The 20838-nt window shown below is 68.3% G+C and carries 10 protein-coding genes; 4 read left to right on the top strand and 6 right to left on the bottom strand.

The window, feature by feature from the left end; all coding sequences use genetic code 11:
* Positions 1-25: 25 nt before the first annotated feature.
* Genes HAV22_RS16410 through HAV22_RS16390 form a run of 5 tightly spaced genes read right to left on the bottom strand, consistent with a single transcriptional unit; the run spans position 26 to position 11301 of the window.
* Positions 26-292 carry a UBP-type zinc finger domain-containing protein gene (locus HAV22_RS16410; protein WP_166860364.1) on the bottom strand — a complete coding sequence of 89 codons (267 nt, stop codon included), beginning with the start codon at positions 290-292 and terminating at the stop codon, positions 26-28.
* Complete coding sequence (recD, locus tag HAV22_RS16405) at positions 289-2262, bottom strand: exodeoxyribonuclease V subunit alpha (protein WP_166860362.1); 1974 nt, start codon at positions 2260-2262, stop codon at positions 289-291. The genes HAV22_RS16410 and recD overlap by 4 nt, the downstream gene beginning before the upstream one ends.
* A complete protein-coding gene (gene recB / locus HAV22_RS16400; RefSeq protein ID WP_166860361.1) occupies positions 2252-5890 on the bottom strand; it encodes an exodeoxyribonuclease V subunit beta in 3639 nt (1212 codons plus the stop codon). Before recB ends, recD begins: the two co-directional genes overlap by 11 nt.
* On the bottom strand, positions 5887-9276 hold the full coding sequence (gene recC, locus HAV22_RS16395) for an exodeoxyribonuclease V subunit gamma (protein ID WP_166860360.1): 3390 nt from the start codon (positions 9274-9276) through the stop codon (positions 5887-5889). The genes recB and recC overlap by 4 nt, the downstream gene beginning before the upstream one ends.
* A 60-nt stretch (positions 9277-9336) precedes the next feature.
* Entirely contained in the window at positions 9337-11301 is a 1965-nt protein-coding gene (locus tag HAV22_RS16390; protein ID WP_166860358.1) for a CHASE domain-containing protein, read from the bottom strand.
* 108 nt (positions 11302-11409) lie between these two features.
* On the opposite strand from HAV22_RS16390, the gene HAV22_RS16385 reads away from it, so the two are divergent.
* Both HAV22_RS16385 and HAV22_RS16380 read left to right on the top strand, forming a co-directional pair.
* Positions 11410-13449: a prolyl oligopeptidase family serine peptidase gene (locus HAV22_RS16385; protein ID WP_208296223.1), complete on the top strand. Its 2040-nt coding sequence runs from the start codon at positions 11410-11412 to the stop codon at positions 13447-13449.
* 222 nt (positions 13450-13671) lie between these two features.
* Entirely contained in the window at positions 13672-13887 is a 216-nt protein-coding gene (locus HAV22_RS16380; protein ID WP_229421281.1) for a helix-turn-helix domain-containing protein, read from the top strand.
* Here the strand turns inward: HAV22_RS16380 and HAV22_RS16375 are convergent.
* The gene (locus HAV22_RS16375) at positions 13862-14593 is read right to left on the bottom strand and encodes a helix-turn-helix transcriptional regulator (RefSeq protein WP_166860355.1); all 732 of its coding nucleotides are present in this window, start codon (positions 14591-14593) and stop codon (positions 13862-13864) included. The two genes, HAV22_RS16380 and HAV22_RS16375, sit on opposite strands and share 26 nt — an antisense overlap.
* Positions 14594-15042: 449 nt before the next feature.
* Between HAV22_RS16375 and HAV22_RS16370 the strand changes: the two genes are divergently transcribed.
* Positions 15043-19971: a response regulator gene (locus HAV22_RS16370; protein ID WP_166860353.1), complete on the top strand. Its 4929-nt coding sequence runs from the start codon at positions 15043-15045 to the stop codon at positions 19969-19971.
* Positions 19971-20837 (top strand): CheR family methyltransferase, encoded by an 867-nt coding sequence (locus HAV22_RS16365; RefSeq protein WP_166860352.1) that lies wholly within the window; start codon positions 19971-19973, stop codon positions 20835-20837. Before HAV22_RS16370 ends, HAV22_RS16365 begins: the two co-directional genes overlap by 1 nt.
* Position 20838 lies beyond the last annotated feature (1 nt).

The raw sequence follows: 20838 nt of genomic DNA, 5'->3' as shown, positions 1-20838 counted from the left end.
TGGCATGGACGCGCGCGGGCCGGCGCTACACTGGATCCTTGACGATGCGGTCGACGTAGCACCAGCCCCACGTCTCGCCCGGTTCCTTCGAGCGGATCACCGGGTGCCCCGTCGCACGGAAGTGCTTCGTCGCGTGCCTGTTCTTCGAATCGTCGCAGCACCCCACGTGGCCGCACGCCAGGCACACGCGCAGGTGCACCCACGTGTCGCCCATCTTGAGACATTCCTCGCAGCCGTCCGTATTGCCCTCGCGCGTGGCGATCTGGTGGAAATGCGTGCAGTCGTTGCTCATGCGTTCCTCCCGTCGTGTCCCTTGTCCACCATCCCGCGCAGGCCGCTGACCCGGTGCGTGCGCCGCAGGATCGCCTCGCCCAGCACCGCGGGTGCCGGCGTCGTCAACGTGAATTGCCGGCTCGCGCGCGTGATGCCCGTATAGACCAACTCGCGCGCCAGCACGGCGCCCCCTTCTTTCGGCAGCGCGAGCACCGTGTGCGCGAATTCCGAGCCCTGCGATTTGTGCACGGTCATCGCGTACGCCGTCTCCACGTGGCGCAGCCGCGTCGCGAGCACGCTGCGCACGTTGTCGCCTTCGAGGAACCACACGCGCAGCGAACCGGCTCGCGCGGGGTCCGGGAGCGCCAGGCCGATATCGCCGTTGAAGGTCTTGGTCGGATAGTCGTTGCGCGTGACCATGACGGGGCGTCCCACATACCAGTCGCCGCGCGCGATCAGGCCCGCGTGCGCGAGGCGCTGTTCGATCGCGTCGTTCAAGCCCTCGACACCCCACTCGCCTTCGCGCACGGCACACAGCACGCGGAACGATTCGAAGCGCTGCAGCACGGCGCGCACCCAGTCCTCGTGGCTGCCGTGGTCCGCGCTGCCCGCGCGCAGCAGCTCCAGGTACGGCCGGTAGCCCTCGTTCGCCAGCTGGATCACGTGGTGCTGGTGCGCGTGGTCGATCCAGCGCAGCACGCCCGCCGCGTCCGGCGCGCGCAGGGCCGCGGCCGCGCCGTCGACGTCGCCCGCGTTGACGGCCAGCGCCAGCTTGCCGATCGGGCCGCCGAAGCGGCGGCTGTGGCGCAGCATCACGGTCTGCTGGGCGAGCGGGCCGCCCGTGCCCGCGTACTCGGGAGGAATCGTCTCGCCGCTGGCGGCGCGCACATAGGCCAGCGTGTCCGCGTCGTAGTGGCCCGCCTGCGCGTCGTGGCACAGGTCGCCCAGCACGGCGCCCGCTTCCACGGATGCCAGCTGGTCCTTGTCGCCCAGGAGGACCAGCGTGGCGCCCGCGGGCAGCGCGTCCAGCAGCGACGCCATCATCTCCAGGTGCACCATCGACGCCTCGTCGACGATCAATACGTCCACGTCGAGCGGATTGCCGCGGTGGTGCGCGAAGCTGCGCGTGTCCGGGCGCGCGCCCAGGAGGCTATGCAAGGTGCGCGCGGCGCCCATGCGCGTGGTCAGTTCACGCAGCGGCAAGGCGCCCCCGACGCGGTCGGCCAGGTCGCCCAGCGCCTTGTCGATCGACTGCTTCAGGCGCGCCGCCGCCTTGCCCGTCGGCGCGGCGAGCGCGATGCGCTGGCGCGCGGCGTCGGGCGCCGTCGCGAACAGGAGGGCCAGCAGGCGCGCCACCGTGTACGTCTTGCCCGTGCCCGGGCCGCCCGTGATGATGGCGAACGCGCCGCGCAGCGCGACGGCGCAGGCGATGCGCTGCCAGTCCGGCGATTCGCCCGCGCGCTGGGCGCCGAACAGCGCTTCCAGCCACGTCCGGGCCTGCTCGAGGTCGACGTCGCGCCTCTCCTGCGCACGCGTGCGCACGCACGTGGCGACGAGCGTCTCGTCGCGCCAGTAGCGGCGCAGGTACAGGCGGCTGTCGTCCAGCACGAGCGGCTGGTCGTAATCGAGGTCGCCCACGTGCCACACCTGCTCGCACGCGGCCAGTTGCGACACCCAGCCCTTCACGCCGCGCGGCAGCGGTTTCGCGGCTTTCGAAAGCGCCTTCCAATCCTCGTCGACCCAGCCGAGCAGCGTGGCCGGGTCGCCCGCCAGGTCGTCCAGCAGCAGGCAGCTGTGGCCTCGCCCTTCCAGCTCCGACAGCACGAGGGACGCCAGCAGCAGCGGCGCCGACCGCGCACCGAGGCTGCCGACGAAGCGCGCGAACGCGCCGGACAGGCGGCGCAGCTCGCCCGCTTCCGTCAGGCGTTCGACCTCGGACCAGAATTGGGCCAACTGAGCGTCCGCATCGAAGGTCGCGTCAGGCTTCATGCGTCTCCTTTCCCAGCAGGCGATCGAGGCCGTCCAGAAGTTCCAGGTCGGGCTCGAGCAGGTAGCAGCCATGCGTGGCCGGGTTGCCGACCCCGCGCAGGAACAGGAACACGGCGCCGCCCAGGTGTTCCTGCGGCGAGTAGGCGGCGCCCAGGCGTGCGCGCAGCAGCCGGTGCACGGCGAGCATGTAGATGGCGCCCTGGATGTCGTAGCGGTGCTCTGCCATGCCGGCCGCCATCGCGCCTTGTGTATAGGCCGCGTCGCCCGGCCCCAGCGCGTTCGATTTGTAGTCCAGCACCCAATAGCGGCCGTGGCATTCGAACACGAGGTCCGTGAACCCCTTCAGCATGCCGTGCAGCTGGCGCTCGGGCAGCACGGGGCGCGGGGTCGTGCCCAGCATGCGGCGGCGGCACAGGCGGTCGAGCGCGGCGACGTCCAGCTGGCGGCTGGGGAACCAGAATTCCATCTCCGCGAGCGGCGCATCGATGTCCGCCAGCGCGCAGCCGACGGGCGGCAGCGGCGTCACGGCGATCATGCGCAGCCACGCCACCGCGTCGTCGAGGCGGTTGCCCCACCCGGCGCGCCGGATCCGCTGCGCGAGGCGGCCGCGGAATCCTTCGTCGTCGACCTTGCCGAAGCCTTCCTGTGCCATCCACTCGAGCTGCTCGTGCAGGAAGTTGCCGGGGCCGGCGCCGCGCGGGAAGCGGTGCCACGGCGCGTCCTCGCTGTGCGTGACGGCAACGACGCCGGGGTCTTCCTCTTCCATCAGGTTTTCTTCCTGCGGCCGCGTGGGCGGCGCCGTCGCCACCGTGTTCTTCGTCAGCGACGTGAACGAGCCGACGGCCCAGTTGCGTTCGAAGCGCGCGTCGAAGCGCGGCGGCTCCACGAGTTCCGGCCGCACGTCCGCGCGGCGCAGCACCGTGCAACCGTCCGGGGCGGCCAATGCGTGCAGCTCGATGCCGTCCACGCCTTCGCGCAACCGCTCCCACCGGTCGCGCACCGCGTCGGCCGGCACGGGAGAGCCGCCCGTCAGCAGGTAGCCGAGCGCGGACTCGTGCAACTGGTTCTCGCCCTTCTTGCGCGCCGCGACGGCCGCGACACCGAGCCACAGGAAGTGCCGCGCGCGCGTCAGCGCCACGTACAGCAGGCGCAAGTCTTCTTCCAGCCGCGCGCGGTCGACGGCTTCCAGCGCCGTATCGGACAGCGCGAGGTCGATGCGGCGCTCGCCGCCCTCTTCCGCGTATTCGAAGAACGCGCGGTTGCGGCGGTCCGTCTTGCGCGCCGTGACGGCGAACGGCAGGTACACGAGCGGATACTCCAGGCCTTTCGACTTGTGGACGGTGACGACTTTCACCAGTTCCGCGTCGGACTCGAGCCGCAGCACGCGCTCGTCGCCGCCCTCCCCGACGCCTTCGACCTGCTCGGCGAACCAGCGGATCAGTGCCTGCTCGCCATCCAGTTCGCGGCTCGCTTCCTGCAGCAATTCCGCGAGGTGCAGCAGATTCGTCAGGCGCCGCTCGCCGCCCGCCGCCGCCAGCAGCTTCGCGGGCAACTCGAGTTCGTGGATGAAGCGGCGCAGCATCGCCAGCACGCCCTGGCGCTGCCAGGCCTGGTGCAGCGCCTTCAACTGCTCGACGCGGGCTTCCCACGCCAGTTCGTCGCTCGCCAGCTGCGCCAGTTCGGCCAGCGGCAGCGCGCAGGTGGCGGTCGCGAACGCGGCGCGCGCGAGCGTGACGTCGAGCGGATTCGCGACGGCCTGGAGCCAGCGCAGCACGTCGCCCGCCTCCGCGCTTTCCACGACGGAGTCCTGGTCGGACAGGTACACGCTCGCGACCTTGCGCTGGACGAGCGCGCGGCGCACGGCCGCCGCCTCGCGCCGGTCGCGCACGAGGATCGCGATGTCGGCCGGCAGCAGCCGCGCGAAGCCACCCGCATCGTCCGCGAAGCCGACCCGCGGGTCGTTCAGCAGCCGGACGATGTGCTCCGCACAGTGCTGGGCGAAGAATTCGCGGTAGTCGTCCGCGCGCAAGTCGTCCGCGTCCGCGAGGCCGACGGCCAGCGCCTGGAACGGCCCGTCGACGCCGACCAGCGCCTGCTTGCGCCCCGCCGCGTCGACGGCATCGAACGGCAGCGGGTTCTCCTCGCCCTTGCGGAAGCGGAATGCGCCGGCCGCGTAATTCCCTTCCGCGTGGCGGAACAGCTGGTTCACGGCGGCGACGAGCTGGCGCGTCGAGCGGTAGTTCGTGCCCAGCTGGTAGTGCCTGCCGCTCGTGGCCCGCCGCGCCGACAGATAGCTGTGGATGTCGGCGCCGCGGAAGCCGTAGATCGACTGCTTCGGGTCGCCGATGAGGAACAGGCCGCGCGCCGGGTCGTTGTCCGCCACGCGGTACAGCAGGTCGAAGATGCGGTACTGGTCGGGCGACGTGTCCTGGAATTCGTCGACCATCGCCACCGGATACTGGTCGAGGATGCGCCGCCGCAGCGCCTCGCCGTTCGGCCCTTCCAGCGCATCCTTCAGGCGCGCCAGCATGTCGGCAAAGCCGAACTGGTGGTTGCGGCGTTTCAGTTCCGCCATGCGGTGCGCGATGGCGCAGGCGGCGTGGCGCAGCAGCGCGTGCGATATTGGCGCGATGGCGTCGAGACCTGCTTTCAACGCCTCCGTGTGCTCGAAGCACTGCGGTACCGGCGCGCTGTAATCCTTGCTGAACGCGTCCATGATGCCCGCCGGCGTCAGCCGCTGCCACAGCGCGTCGGTTAGTTGCGGATAGTGCGCCTGCGGATCGTCGGCCCAGCGGCGCAGCGCGTCGAACGCTTTCGCCAGCGAGTCCGGGCGCATCTTGTTGCCGTTGAATGCCTTCGGGTTCACGCTGCGCTGTGCCGCGATCCACGCTTCCATCGCGTCCGCGCGCGCGTGCCAGCCGTCCTTCAGCCGCTCGAGTTCCTTGCGCTGTGCCTTCTCCGCGTCGCCGATGACGGCGCCCAGCGGCCGCTCGCTGGCGCCGTCGATGCGGCCCGCGCGCTGCACCAGTTCGCGCACGGAGCGCTTCAGCGCCTCCACGTCGCTCCAGCACGACAGGAGGCGCGCCAACGCGGCGCCGTTCAGCGGGTACACGTGCTGGCGCCAGTAATCGTGGGCGGCATCCTCGAACAGCGCGCGCTCGTCGCTCACGAGTTCCTCGTCGAACAGGCTGCCGCTGTCGAACGCGTGCTCGCGCAGCATGCGCTGGCACCACGCGTCGATGGTGAAGATCGCCGCCTCGTCCATCGTCTCGGCCGCCAGCACGAGGCGGTGCGCCGCGACGAGGCGCGCGGCCTCGTCGTCGTAGGCATCGGCCAGCGCTTCGAGGTACGGGTCGTCCGCGTCGGCCTCGCCGCGGAAGCAGGCGGCGGCCTGCACGAGGCGTTCGCGCACCCGGTTCGACAGCTCGCGCGTGGCAGCGCGCGTGAACGTCATCACGAGGATTTCCGGCGGCATCAACGGACGCGCGTAGCCATCCTCTCCGCCATGGCCCAGCACGAGGCGCAGGTACAGCGCGGCGATGGTCCACGTCTTGCCGGTGCCCGCGCTTGCCTCGATGAGGCGCGAGCCGTGCAGCGGGAACGTCAGCGCGTCGAGCAGCTGGCTCATGGCGCGTCTCCGTCGAAGCGCGTCGCCACGACGCTCTCCTTCACCCACGCGACGAGCGGGCCATACAGCGCCTCGGCCACCATCGGCCAGCCGCCGCCGGCGCGCAACAGCGCGAATTCGGGCCACAGCCGGGCGAGGCAAGGATCGAGCACTTCGCCGTCGATCTCGAAGCCGCCGTCGTACGTCTCGCGCGCGTCACCGCCCGCCAGGTGCGCGAGCGCCGTCTTGCACGCGACGGGAAGCGGCCGGTCGAGGTTCGCGCGCCACAGCGCGACGAGGTTGGCCAGCTGGGCGCGCGCCGCGTCCTGCGCGAGCGGCGCCAGCGCGAGGCTCGCGTCGCGCGCGACGAGCACGCCGCCGACGGCCTCGCCCATCGCGCCAGCCGCCAGTTGGCGCAGCCACGGGCCGAGCAGCTTGTCGCCGCGCGGCTCGCCCTTGCGGTCCAGCACCTTGGACGACATCTGCAGCAGCCATACCGTCTCGTCGTCGTTGCTGCGCAGGCGATCGATCCAGTCCTCGATGCGCACGCGGTCCACGTCGATGGCGACGACGAGCTTGGGCGCGGGACGCGGATAGCGGCTGCCCACCTCCAGCCACGCGCGCCGCACGGGGACGAGGTCGTCGACAAGCTGTTGCTGCCACTGCCGGCCCACGAGGCCGATCGGCAGCACGCCTTCGCGCGCAAGCCGCGCGGCACGGGTCTCCAGCACGTGGCGCACTTCGCCCGGCGCTTCCGGCGTACCGCTGTCGTCGAGCAGCGTGTCTTCGAGGAAGTAGCGGTCGAGGGCGTCGAGCGAGAACGGTTCTTCGTCTTCGCCGACCACCTGCAGGTCGTTGAACGTGACGCCCAGCCGGCGGCGGAAGAAGAACCGCGCCGGCTGGCGCAGGAAGCTCGCGAGTTCGCCCAAGGTAAGGCGGTAGTCGGGATCGAGCTCGAACGGCGGCAGCGCGTCATCGTCCGTCCCGGCCGCGCCGGCGCCGTGGGCAGCGCGCCATTCTCCCGCGTACGTAAGCAGGCCACCGCGCTCGAAGTAGCGGCGTGAGAACGGCTGCAGCGCGTGCACCGTCGTGCGTTCGGTGAGATCAAGATCCCAGCCTGCGGCCAGGTAATCGCGCAGCTGCGACACGAGCACCGACGCGGGCTGCTCCGTGTTGTCGCGCACGTTGCGTCCGACCCAGCTGACGTACAGTTTTTCGCGCGCGGCCAATACGGCTTCCAGCATCAGGTAGCGGTCGTCGTCGCGGCGCGAGCGGTCGCCAGGACGGCCCAGGCCCGGCAGCGCGAGCAGGTCGAAGTCGGACTGCTGGCCGCGGCGCGGGAAGTCGCCGTCGTTCATGCCGAGCAGGCAGACGACGCGGAACGGCACGGCGCGCATCGGCATCAACGTGCAGAACGTGACACCGCCGGACACGAACTGGTGCGACAACGCGGGCTGGTCCAACTGGCCGAGCCACGCCTCGCGCATCACGGCGAGGGGCACGGGTTCGTCGAACAGCGCGTTCTCGCAGATCTCCAGCCAGCATTGCAGCGCCTCTTCGAGCTGGTGCAGCATCAGGCGGTCTTCCTCGTTCGTCGCGCGGAAGAACCGCGCCAGCAGCGCGCGGGCGCAATCGCCCCATTTCAGCGGCGACTGGACGCGGTCGAGGTCGTCGCGCCACGCGAGCAGCGCTTCGACGAGTTCCGCCAGCGAGCCCGCGAGCGCCGCATCGAGGCCGCCCACTTCCGGATACGGTTCGATGTCGCGGAAGCTCGCGCCATGGCCCGCCGCATAGCCGAGCAGCATGCGGCGCACGCCGAACAGCCAGGAATTCTGTTCGCCGGCCGAACCCAGTCCGAGACCGGCGCGGTGGCGCTGGTCGAGGCCCCAGCGCACGCTGGCGCCCTCGATCCAGTGGCCGAGGATGGCGAGGTCCGCTTCCTCCAGGCCGAAACGCGCGGCCACGGCCGGCACGTCCAGCAGGTCGCGCACCTCGCTCTGGCGGCAGCGCTGCTGCGGCAAGCGCAGCAACCATTCCAGCGCCACCAGCAGCGGATTGCGGCTGCGGTCCTTCACGTCGCCGATCTCGAACGGGATGTAGCGCGGGTCGCTGCGCTTGTGCTGGTCGAACACGGCGTGCACGGCGGCGGAGAACGTTTCGATGTCCGGGACCATCACGACGACGTCGCGCGGCCGTAAAGGATCGTCGCGCTCCTCGGCGAACCACGACAGCAGCTGGTCATGCAGCACTTCGACCTCGCGCTGGGCGCTGTGGGCGATGTGGAATTCGATCGAGCGGTCGTCCGGTGGAGGCGGATCGTGCGGATGTTCGGACAGCGGCAGCAGGTCGCGCACGGCGGCCTGCACTTGCGCCAACAGGGTGTCGCCGTCGTCGTCCGTAAACAGGTCGATGCGCAAGTTACCGAATTGGGCACCCTCGCCGTTGTCGAATTCGTCCAGCATGCGCACGAAGTCGCGGCCTTGCCGTCCCCAGCTCGCGAGCAGCGGATGGCTGTGCGCGTGCAGCTGCTCGACGGGCAATGCCGACAGGTCGCTGCCGTTGCGGTGCTGCTGGCGCTTGTACGCCGCCTGCAGCAGTTCGCGGCCCTCGATGATGTCGCCCCAGTAGAAACGGCACGGGTTCGGCACGGCGATCAGCACCTGCGTGTGGCGCGACAGGCCGGCCATCGCCTGGATCGTCTGGTACGGCAAGGTGGACATGCCGAACAGGATCACGCGGCGCGGCAGCCGCAGCACGGGCGCACGGTCGTCCAGCACGGCCGCCATGAACTGCTGGTGGATCGTCGCACGGCCGGACCAGCGCCGCTCCGGCGGCAGGCTCGCGTGGACCTCGCGCCAGAGCTGCGCCTGCCAGCGCTGGTCCGGCATCAGCGGCACGGGGTCGGTGCCGGCGCGGCGCAACTGGTCCAGGCCGTCGGCCCAGTCGGTGAGCCAGTCGGCGCGGTACACCTGGTACTGGTCGTACAGGTCGGCGAGGCGTTCGGCCAGCTGCAGCCGGCGCTCGGCGTCACCGTCGTCCAGGAAGCGCGCGAGCGGTGCGAACGCGGGCTGGTCCAGCACCTCGGGCAACAGGCGCATCAGGCGCCACGTCAGGGCGTCCTTGTCGAACGGCGAGCGGCGCGGCACCCGTTCCGGGCCCAGCATGCCCCGGTAGGCTTCCCACTGGAAGCGCGCCGGCAGCGCCACGCGCGTGGCCGCGCACACGCCCAGCTCCTCCGCGAGCGCGATCTTGAGCCACTCGGCCACGCCGTTGGACTGGACGAGCATGATCTCTTCCTCCAGCGGACCGAGCGGATTGTCGCGCAGCCAGTCGAAGACGGCGGCGCGCAGCAATTCCATCTGGTTGCCGTGCAGGATGAGGAGGCCGGGGCGGATCGGGGATGGCATGACGACGGGTGGCGAGGAGACTCGCGCAGCATACTACTTCCGGCCGCCCGGCGGTAGAGCTCAGGTCTTCTGGTCCTGGCGCCGCGCGCCCAGCTCGGCGGCGATGTGGTGTTCCAGCCGCGCCAGCAGGCCGCGCAGCCGGGCCGCCAGTGCCCGGGCGGCGTCCGGCCCGTGCTGGCGCTCCAGGTCCGCGCACACATCGCCGAACGCGAGCGCGCCCACCGTGCGCGCCGCCGATTTCAGCCGGTGCGCGACGGCCACCGCCCGCGCCACGTCGTGCGCCGCGAGCGCACGGTCGATCTCGCGCAGGCCGTCGCGCGCTGCGACCAGGAACAGGAACGCGAACTTGCGCATCCGCTCCGGCTGGCCGCCGGACGCGTCGGACAGCACGCGCACGTCCAACAGCACGCCGGCCTGCTCGTCCGCCGCGCGCCCGAGAATGCGCGCGACCGCATCCTCGAGCAGCTCGCGCGCGACCAGTTGCTGGAATGCGACGTCCTCGACACGCAGCACCGTGACGCCATCGAACGCGCCGGCGGCCAGCGGGCGCGGCGCGCCCGTATCCGGCCACGCCGGGGCACCGGCCTGCGGCACGGGGACATCGTCCGCGTCGGTCGCGACGCACAGCACGGCGTCCGGCTCCACGCCGCCACCGACGGGCACCGTCACGCGCCACAGCGGACGCACGACGCCATCGCAGCCGGCGACCGCGTCCCGCGCGGCACGCTTCTCGCCCAGCGCCAGCACGGCGCGGTCCGCGTCCCACAGCGCGTCGGCCTGGGCGGGCGGCAGCACGTCGCGGTCGCGCCGGCCCACGACGTGCGCCGCAGGCAAGCCGCAGAAGGCCGCCATCTTCGCGTTCACGTAGCGGTAGCGCCGGTCGCGGTCCTGCAACCAGATGGCGGCGTCGACGTGGTCCAGCACGACGTCGAGCAGGTCGCTCCGTGCCTCGGCCGCGCGGCGCGCGCGCATGAGGCGGACGAAGAGCGCCGCCGCCAGCAAGGTGGCCGCGAAGCCGGCGCCGCCAGCCAGCCAGGGCGGCACGCCCATTTCCAGGTCGGCGCGGCGGGCGACGAAGCGCGCCTTCCACACACTGTCGTCGAAGCGCACGGGCAGCACGGTTTCCAGCAAGTCGTCGTCGCCGGCCAGCGCCGCCAGTGCGGGACCGGCGCCGTCGTACAGCAGGCTGTCCGCCCCGTTCACGGCCAGCGGCCCTGCAGCGTCGGCCGCGGCCGCCGCGTACAACTGCAGCGCGACGGGACGGCCGACAGCATCCGGCAATGCGCCCCGCACGAGCGCCGGCACGGAAAAGCCGATGCCCACCGATCCTACATACGCCGCGCGCCGCCCTTCGACGTCGACCGGCACGGTGCCGCCGGCCGTCACGCGGTAGACGGGCGCGCGCAAGCCCATGCCCAGGTGGCGCACGGGTTGCTCCACGACGACGGGCTTGCCCGACGCCGCCATGCGTCCGCTGTCGCGCGTGCGCGCCATCGTCTGGGCGGCGACGGGCGCCCCGGCCGTCAGGTCGACGCCGAATTTTTCCGGCAGCAGCGGTTCCAGGTAGGTGAGCACCGTGTGCGACGGCCGATGCCCGGCGGGCCGGATCGCGAAATCCGGATAGCCGGCCGGGTCGAGGCTGCGGTCCGCGCGGACGGCCGCGACGAACGCGTCGCGCGCCCCATCCTCGACGTAGGCCGCGAAGTTCACGGATTCGAGCGCGGGATAGTGTTCGGCCACGCCGAGCGCCTCGACGTAGCGATGGAACTGCAGCCGCGTCGCGGTGCCGCCGTTCGCCTCGAACATGCCGGCCAGCCCGCGCACGACGTCCGCATAGGCACGCACGGCGCCATCCAGCTGCAGCTTGCCGCTGCGCGCCAGGTGGTCGAAGCGGGCCCGCGCGGCCACGTCGACCGCATGCGCCGTACCCAGGTAGACGCCGGTTCCCACGGCGAGGGCGAGCACGCTGGCGCCTGCCCAGCATGCGGCGCCCGGTCCCGTGTTGCGCGATGCAATGTCCGCCATGTCGAAGGCCCCAATCTGACAACAGATATTGTCGTGCGGAAATTTTTAGAATTTTGCTAGTATGGATGAATCGGGCCGGATTGGCGAGCTCAACAATAAGGAATGCTTATGCGCGCGGCGGACAAGAGCGAGGACGACCCGTGGCTGTGGCTGGAAGACGTCGATTCGGAGCGGGCCCTCGACTGGGTGCGCGACCGCAACGCGGAAACGGAGCGCGAGCTGACTGCGCTGCCCGGCTACGCCGCGCTGCGCGCGCGGCTGAAGACGATCCTCGATGCGCGCGACCGCATCCCCTACGTCGGTCACCACGACGGCCGCTTCTATAATTTCTGGCGCGATGCCGACCACGAACGTGGCATCTGGCGCCGCACGACCTTGGACGCGTACCGCAAGCCGCAGCCGGCGTGGGAAACGGTATTGGACCTGGACGCCCTCGCCCGCGGAGAAGGGGAGAACTGGGTCTGGGCGGGCGTTTCATTCCTGGAACCGCACGGCACGCGCTGCCTCGTCTCGCTGTCGCGCGGCGGCGGCGATGCCCATGTCGTGCGCGAATTCGACGTGGCCGCGCGCGCGTTCGTCGACGGCGGCTTTACCCTGCCGGAAGCGAAGACGAGCGTCGGCTGGATCGATGCGGACACGCTGTTCGTCGCCACCGACTTCGGGCCCGACTCGATGACGACGTCGGGCTACCCACGGGTGGTGAAGGCCTGGCGCCGCGGCACGCCGCTGGGAGAAGCAACCCTCGTCTACGCGGCGCAACCGGACGACTTGTCCGCGTCCGCCTGGGTGGACCCGACGCCCGGCCACACGCGCCAGTTCGTGCTGCGCCAGGTCGATTTCTACACGAGCGAACTGTTCCTGCGCGATGCAGGCGACGGCCGCCTGACCCCGATCGCCAAGCCGGCGGACGCGAACGCGTTCGCGCTGCGCGACCAGTTGATCGTCGAACTGCGCTCCGACTGGACGATAGCGGACCGCACGTGGCCGCAGGGCGCCCTGCTCGCCATCGGCTTCGACCGCTTCATGGCGGGCGCGCGCGACTTCGACGTCCTGTTCGAACCATCGTCGACGACGTCGCTGGACGGCATCGCCGCGACGCGCACGGCGCTGTTCGTGACGATCCTGGACAACGTCAAGAACCGCGTCGTCGAGTGGCACCGCGCGGGCGACCGCTGGCAGCGTCGCGACGTGGCGGTGCCTGGGATGGGTGCGCTGCACGTGTCCGCTGTCGACGAATACGAATCGGACCGGGTGTTCCTGACCGTCACGGACTTCCTCACGCCGAGCAGCCTGTACCTGATGGACGCCGGCAGCGATGCGCGCACCCTGCTGAAATCCATGCCGGCGTTCTTCGACGCGGCGCCGTATGCCGTCAGCCAGTTCGCGGCGCGCTCGCCGGACGGCACGAACGTCCCGTATTTCGTCGTGATGCGCAAGGATGTCCCGCTGGACGGCACGCATCCCACGCTACTGTACGGCTACGGCGGCTTCGAAGTGTCGCTGACGCCGTTCTACAGCGGCGTGACTGGCGAGGCGTGGCTCGCGCAGGGCGGCGTGTACGTGCTGGCGAACATCCGCGGCGGCGGCGAGTTCGGCCCGCGCTGGCACCAGGCCGCCCTGAAGGAAAACCGGCAGAACGCGTTCGACGACTTCCTCGCCGTCGCCGAGGACCTTGTCCGCCGCGGCATCACGCAGCCGCGCCACCTGGGCATCATGGGCGGCAGCAACGGCGGCCTGCTCGTCGGCGCCGCACTCACGCAGCGCCCGGACCTGTTCGGCGCCGTCGCTTGCCAGGTGCCGCTGCTGGACATGCGCCGCTACCACGAGTTATTGGCCGGCGCATCGTGGATCGGCGAATACGGCGATCCGGACGAACCTGCCGAGTGGGCGTACCTCGCCCGCTACTCGCCGTACCACAACGTCGCGGCTCGCCGGCACTACCCGCGCGTGCTGTTCACGACGTCCACCCGCGACGACCGCGTCCACCCGGCCCACGCCCGCAAGATGGCGGCGCGGATGCGCGAGCAGGGCCACGACGTCCTGTACTGGGAAAACACGGAAGGCGGTCACGCGGGTGCGGCGAACAACGAACAGACGGCCACGATGTGGGCGCTGACGTACGCATTTATGTTGAGCCAGCTCAACTAAAGGCGACGTTTTTAACGCGCCACCGGGATGTTTCGCATGTAACCATCAGTTTTCAATATCCATCTACCGGAAGATGTGCCCGTGAACTAGCAGGTCTGCTAGGACGCCAAATGAATGTTGCATGGAATACTTGTCTCCTACACATCTTTCCATGGAGGAGCGGCGATGGCTAATGATTTCGTTACCGAAGCAAGCCTGCGGGAACCGTTGGCAGGTACCCTGATGAAACCGTCCGCATCCCTGGCGCCCTCCGTCAGTGATCTGAAGAAATATCGGATCAGCAGACGGGAGAGCCAGGAAAAATTCTGGGGCCGCTTCGGCGTCACCCAATCGAGCGGCAGCCGCTTCGAAACGGGCCTCGCCATTCCGGCCCCGGTCGCCCTGCTGTTGAAACTTTATGTCAACGGCAAACTCAACGATGGTGATCTTCTGGGGTAATCAACCCCAAAGAAATTGCCCTCACAACCGCCTGTTGCCGGGTGTTGACGTTGAACTTCTGCCGGATATTTCCCATATGGAAGTTCACCGTCGCCTCGGAGCAGCCGGTGATCTTTGAAATTTCCCACGACGATTTGCCTACCATCACCCAGTTGAGCACTTCCAGCTCACGCGGGGTGAGGCGCGGAGCCGCCTCCTGCGCCGGCGGGGGGCAGAACCGCACGCCCGACGCGAACGCATAGTCGCGCACGAGGGCCAGGTCGGGCAACATGCTCGCGACGTCGCGCACGAACGCGCCGTCGGCCGCCGTGTCGACGGCAAAGCTCAACAAGCCGAATTCCCCGTTCGGACCATGGATCGGAAACGAGACGCCTGCACGGATGCCGTGGCTGCAGGCTTCCTCGTACAGCGAACGCTGGACCGGGCTGCGAAACATGTCCGGCTGCCACACGAGCGGCAAGGTGCTGGCCATGCAATGGCTGACGATGGGGTCGACGTACGCGAAACGTTCGGCGTCGTAACGTTCTCGCCATTTTGTCGGGTAATTGGTTTGGGTAAACGCGTTTTCGAGGCGGGCGTGGCGCGAACCCGACATACCGAACAAGACTTTGTCAAAACCATACTGCCGGCCGAGGGCGAACAGCGCTTCGCCCCAACTGGACGCGGTGTCAGTATGTAACAACTCGTCTAAATCGACGGTCCTCATGGCTTCCTCGCGCTCTTGTTGTAATGACACTCGATATGCTAGTTGAGTTGTAACCAAAAAGCACGAAAAATTGGCGTTTTATTCATTTTAGGCGAGTGCGTGCGTTTGCTCAGTTGTCGTTCCGATACACCTTCGAACGGGCCTGTCAGCGTATCGTGCGCCGGTCTCTGCGGTTTTCTATTATCCTCGCGCGAATTGTCCATTTAAAATTTCAAAAATGCAAGTTTATGTGGCGTCTGTAACATTCTTGTCGCGTAGGCACTGCCTATGCTTGACTTGACTGGACACCAGAGTATCGTTGCATCTTCCAGACATTTAACAAAACGTGTCCGTCAAACTTTGCTTGCACGCGTCCACATCCCGATCCCGCGGCCTTCACGTCCGCGCGTCCCGGCGCCCGCCGGTGCCCTGCCCTTCCGTACTTTTTCTACCTCGAGGATTTCTAGTCAATGAATAACATGACCGACATGGCTGAACAGCTCGACGTCAAGCTGTTGCTGTCCACGCTGATGGCGCTGAAAAAGGGCGACTTCTCCGTGCGCATGCCGTCCGACTGGACCGGCGTGTCCGGCAAGATCGCCGACACCCTGAACGACATCATCGAGACCAAGGAAAAGATGGTCGAGGCAGTGACGGAAGTGTCGCGCGTCGTGGGCCGCGAAGGCCACCTGACGCAGCGCGCCACCCTGCCCGGCGTCGTGGGCGGCTGGTCCACGATCATCAGCTCCGTCAATACGCTGATCGACGACCTCGTGCGCCCGACGACGGAAATGGCGCGCGTCATCGGCGCCGTGGCGAAGGGCGACCTGTCGCAGACGATGGCGCTGGAGGTGGACGGCCACCCGCTGAAGGGCCAGTACCTGCGCGCGGCGACCACCGCGAACACGATGGTGGAACAGCTGTCGTCGTTCTCGTCCGAGGTGACGCGCGTGGCGAGGGAAGTCGGTACCGAGGGCAAGCTGGGCGGCCAGGCCTACGTGCCGGGTGTCGCGGGCACGTGGAAGGACTTGACGGACTCCGTGAACTCGATGGCGGGTAACCTGACGTCGCAGGTGCGTAACATCGCGGAGGTGACGACCGCCGTGGCGAACGGCGACTTGTCGAAGAAGATCACGGTGGACGTGCGCGGCGAGATCCTGCAACTGAAAGACACGATCAACGTCATGGTGGACCAGCTGCGTTCCTTCGCGTCCGAGGTGACCCGCGTGGCGCGTGAGGTGGGTACCGAGGGCAAGCTGGGCGGCCAGGCATACGTCCCCGGGGTCGGCGGCACGTGGAAGGACTTGACCGACAACGTGAACTTCATGGCGTCGAACCTCACGGGCCAGGTGCGTAACATCGCCGCGGTGACGACCGCCGTGGCGAACGGCGACTTGTCGAAAAAGATCACGGTGGACGTGAAGGGCGAGATTCTCGAACTGAAGAACACCATCAACGTGATGGTGGACCAGCTGTCCTCGTTCGCATCCGAAGTGACCCGCGTGGCGCGTGAGGTGGGTACCGAGGGCAAGCTGGGCGGACAGGCGCAGGTGAAGGGCGTCGCGGGCACGTGGAAGGACTTGACCGACTCCGTGAACTCGATGGCGGGTAACCTCACGGGCCAGGTGCGTAACATCGCGGACGTGACGACCGCCGTGGCGAACGGCGACTTGTCGAAGAAGATCACGGTGGACGTGAAGGGCGAGATTCTCGAACTGAAGAACACCATCAACGTGATGGTGGACCAGCTGAACTCCTTCGCGTCCGAGGTGACCCGCGTCGCAAGGGAGGTCGGTACGGAAGGTAAGCTGGGCGGCCAGGCGAACGTGCCCGGCGTCGCGGGCACGTGGAAAGACTTGACGGACGGCGTGAACTCGATGGCCGGTAACCTCACGGCGCAGGTGCGTAACATCGCGGAGGTGACCACCGCCGTGGCGAACGGCGACCTGTCGAAGAAGATTACGGTGGACGTGAAGGGCGAGATTCTCGAACTGAAGAACACCATCAACGTGATGGTGGACCAGCTGTCGTCGTTCGCATCCGAAGTGACGCGCGTGGCGCGTGAGGTGGGTACGGAAGGTAAGCTGGGCGGCCAGGCATACGTGCCTGGCGTCGGCGGTACGTGGAAGGACTTGACCGACAACGTGAACTTCATGGCGTCGAACCTGACGGGCCAGGTGCGTAACATCGCGGCGGTGACCACCGCCGTGGCGCGCGGCGACCTGTCGAAGAAGATTACCGTGGACGTGAAGGGCGAGATCCTGGAACTGAAGGACACCATCAACGTGATGGTGGACCAGCTGTCGTCGTTCGCATCGGAGGTGACCCGCGTCGCGCGCGAGGTGGGTACCGAGGGCAAGCTGGGCGGCCAGGCCAACGTGTCCGGTGTCGCGGGTACGTGGAAGGACTTGACGGAGAACGTCAACCAGCTCGCGGCCAACCTGACGAACCAGATGCGCGCGATCGGTGAAGTGGCGACGGCGGTGACGCGCGGCGACCTCTCGCGTTCCATCCAGGTGGAAGCGCGCGGCGAAGTGTCCTACCTGAAGGACAACATCAACGAGATGATCCGCAACCTGAAGGAGACGACGCAGAAGAACGCGCAGCAGGACTGGCTGAAGACCAACCTGGCGCGCTTCACGCGGCTGCTGCAGGGCCAGCGCGACCTGCAGGCGGTGACGAAGCTGATCCTGTCGGAGCTCGCTCCGCTCGTCTCGGCGCACCACGGCGTGTTCTATATGATGGATTCGCAGGAAGCCGACGCGCGCCTGCGCATGATCGCGAGCTACGGCTACCGCTCGAGCCGCAAGCTGCCGACGTCGTTCCTGCCGGGCGAAGGCCTCGTTGGCCAGTGCGCGCTGGAAAAGACGCGCATCTGGCTGACGGACGTCCCGCGCGACTACATCGTCGTGTCCTCCGGCCTCGGTTCGGCGCCGCCGACCAATATCGTCGTGTTGCCGATCCTGTTCGAACAGCAGGTCAAGGCCGTCATCGAGATCGCGTCGCTGGACCGCTTCACGGAAACCCACCTTTCGTTCCTCGACCAGCTGATGGAATCGATCGGCGTCGTGCTGAACACGATCGAGGCGAACAGCCGGACGGAATCGCTGCTGACGCAGTCGCAGTCGCTGGCGCAGGAACTGCAGCAGACCAACCAGGAGCTGGCGGAAAAAGCGCGCCTCCTGTCCGAGCAGAACATCGAGGTGGAACGCAAGAACCGCGAGGTGGAACAGGCGAAGCTGGCGCTGGAAGAAAAGGCCACGCAGCTGGCGCTGTCCTCCAAGTACAAGTCCGAGTTCCTCGCGAACATGTCGCACGAACTGCGTACGCCGCTGAACTCCCTGTTGATCCTCGCGCAGCAGCTGTCCGACAACCCGGAAGGCAATCTGTCGTCGAAGCAGGTGGAATTCGCGAAAACGATCCACGGCTCCGGCTCCGACCTGCTGACGCTCATTAACGACATCCTCGACCTGTCGAAGATCGAGTCCGGTACCGTCACGCTGGACGTGTCGGAATACCGCTTCTCGAACCTGCGGAACTACGTGGACCGCACGTTCCGTCACATGGCCGAGGCGAAGCACCTCGGTTTCGCGGTGGAGCTGGCCGAGAACCTGCCGACCGCCGTCATGACCGACACCACGCGCCTGCAGCAGGTCTTGAAGAACCTGTTGTCGAACGCGTTCAAGTTCACGAGCCACGGCAACGTGTCGCTGACGATCAGCCTCGTGACGAGCGGCTGGACGGCCGACCACCCGCACCTGCTGCATGCGGACGCCGTGCTGGCGTTCTCCGTGCGCGACACGGGCGTCGGCATCCCGTCCGACAAGCTGCAGCTGATCTTCGAGGCATTCCAGCAGGCCGACGGCTCCACCGCCCGCAAATACGGCGGCACGGGCCTGGGCCTGTCGATCTCGCGCGAACTGGCGCGCCTCCTGGGTGGCGAGATCCGCGTGGAATCGACCGTCAACATCGGCTCCACCTTCACCTTGTACCTGCCGTACAACCGCGCGGGCTTCATCAACTACGAACAGACCCGCCAGCCGCAACCGGCGCGCCTCGCGCCGCCGCAGCCGCAACAGTCGGCCGTGCCGGCACCGATGATGCTGCTGGAAGCGGAACCGGAAGCCGATACCGGCGGCGCCGTCACGAGCGTCGCGCTGAGCGACCCGTCCGGCGGCCTCGTCGAGTACGCGACGATGCTCGACGACCGCGGCCTGATCGTGCCGGGCGACCCGTCCGTGCTGATCGTCGAGGACGACGAGCGCTTCGCCAAGACCCTGCTCGAATTCGCCCGCGAAAAGAACTTCAAGGGCATCGTCACGCACCGCGGCGATTCCGCGCTGTCGCTCGCCCGCGACTACCTGCCGTCCGCGATCCTGCTCGACATCGACCTGCCCGACATCGACGGCTTCACGGTGCTCGACCGCCTGAAGCGCGACCCGAGCACGCGCCACATCCCCGTGCACGTGATGTCGTCGCTGCGCGAGCGCGAGCGCGCGCTGCGCCAGGGCGCGATCTCGTACATCAACAAACCGGTGAGCCGCGAGATGCTGCAGGAGGAATTCAAGCGCATCCAGAAATTCCTCATGGGCGGCAAGCGGAGCCTGCTCGTCGTCGAGGACGACATGGCGCAGCGAGAATCGATCGTGGGCCTGATCGGCGATTCCGACGTGCGCATCGTGACGGCGGAAGACGGCAAGGCGGCGCTGGAGGCGCTCGCGCAACAGCACTTCGACTGCATGGTGCTGGACCTCACCTTGCCCGACATTTCCGGCTTCGACCTGCTCGACCAGATCGGCAAGCAGCGGCAACTCCGCGACCTGCCGATCGTGATCTACACGGCGCAGGAGTTGTCGCGCAAGGAGGTCACGAAACTGAAGCGCTACGCCAAGACCATCGTCGTCAAGGACGCGCGCTCGCCCGAGCGCCTGCTCGACGAGACGGCGCTGTTCCTGCACCGCTCGCAGGCCAGCCTGCCGGAGACGCAGCGCCGCATGCTGGAAGAGATCCACGCGGCGGACGGCGGCCTCGCCGGACGCAAGGTGTTGATCGTCGACGATGACCTGCGCAACATCTTTGCCCTGTCGTCGCTGCTGGAGCGCCAGCAGATGCAGGTGTTGTTCGCGGAGAACGGCCGCGACGGCATCGAGGTGCTGGAAAAGGATCCGACCATCGAGATCGTCCTGATGGACATCATGATGCCGGAGATGGACGGCTACGACACGATGCGCGCCATCCGCCGCATCCCGAAATTCAAATCGCTGCCGATCATCACCCTGACGGCGAAGGCGATGAAGGGTGACCGCGACAAGTGCATCGCGGCCGGCGCGTCCGACTACATCACGAAGCCCGTCGACGTCGCGCAGCTGCTGTCGATGATGCGGGTGTGGTTGCACTGATGCCGGCAGCGACGCAGGTGATTTCCAATGCGTGGACCGGCCTCGCGGCCGGGCTCGCGGTCGAGGACCTGGAAACGGAGCTGCTGCTGGAAGCCCTGTTCCAGCGCTTCGGTCACGAGTTTCGCGGCTACGACCGGGCTTACCTCCGGCGCCGGCTGGCCGACGCCATGCACGCGCACGGCGCCGCCACGCTGTCCGGGCTGCAGGAAAAAATCCTGCACGACCCGGCCGCGGCGTCGGCCCTGCTGCGCGCGCTGGCACCGCAGCCCATCGAGCTGTTCGAGAATACGGGCCATACGCAACGCCTGCGCACGGTCCTCGCACCGTCGCTGCGCGCGTGGCCCGTGCCGCGGGTATGGGCCGCGGAATGCGCCGGCGTCGGCGAAGCATGGACGCTCGCCATCGTGCTGGCCGAAGAAGGCGTGCTGGGCAAGCTGGACATCCACGCGACCCTCGCCAACGAGGAACTGGTGGCCCAGCATCAGGATGCCTGGCTACCCGTGGCCGCGCTGGACGCCGCGCAGAACCGGTACGCGGCGAGCGGCGGTCATGCGGCGCTGTCGACGTACTTCGAAATGCGCGATGGCCAGGCGCGCCTGCAGCCGCAGCTGCGCCGGCGCATCACGTGGTCGCAGTACAGCCTGGTGACGGATGCCTCGTTCAACGAGTTCCAGGCGATCCTGTGCTGCGGCGCCCTGTCCGACTTCGGTCCCGTGCTGCGCCAGCGCGTGCTGCGGCTGTTCCACGACAGCCTGGCGCGCTTCGGCGTGCTGTGCCTTGACCGGCCGCTGGCCGTGTCGGACGCGTACGCCGGCAGGTACCAGGCGATCGAGGGCGACCGCCCCTGGTACAAGCGCGTCGGCTGAC

Origin of the sequence: Telluria antibiotica, from assembly GCF_011682055.1 — a bacterium.
Lineage (GTDB): Bacteria > Pseudomonadota > Gammaproteobacteria > Burkholderiales > Burkholderiaceae_D > Telluria > Telluria antibiotica.
Note: the sequence above shows the minus strand (reverse complement) of the source record. Positions and strands in the feature narration are given on the sequence as shown.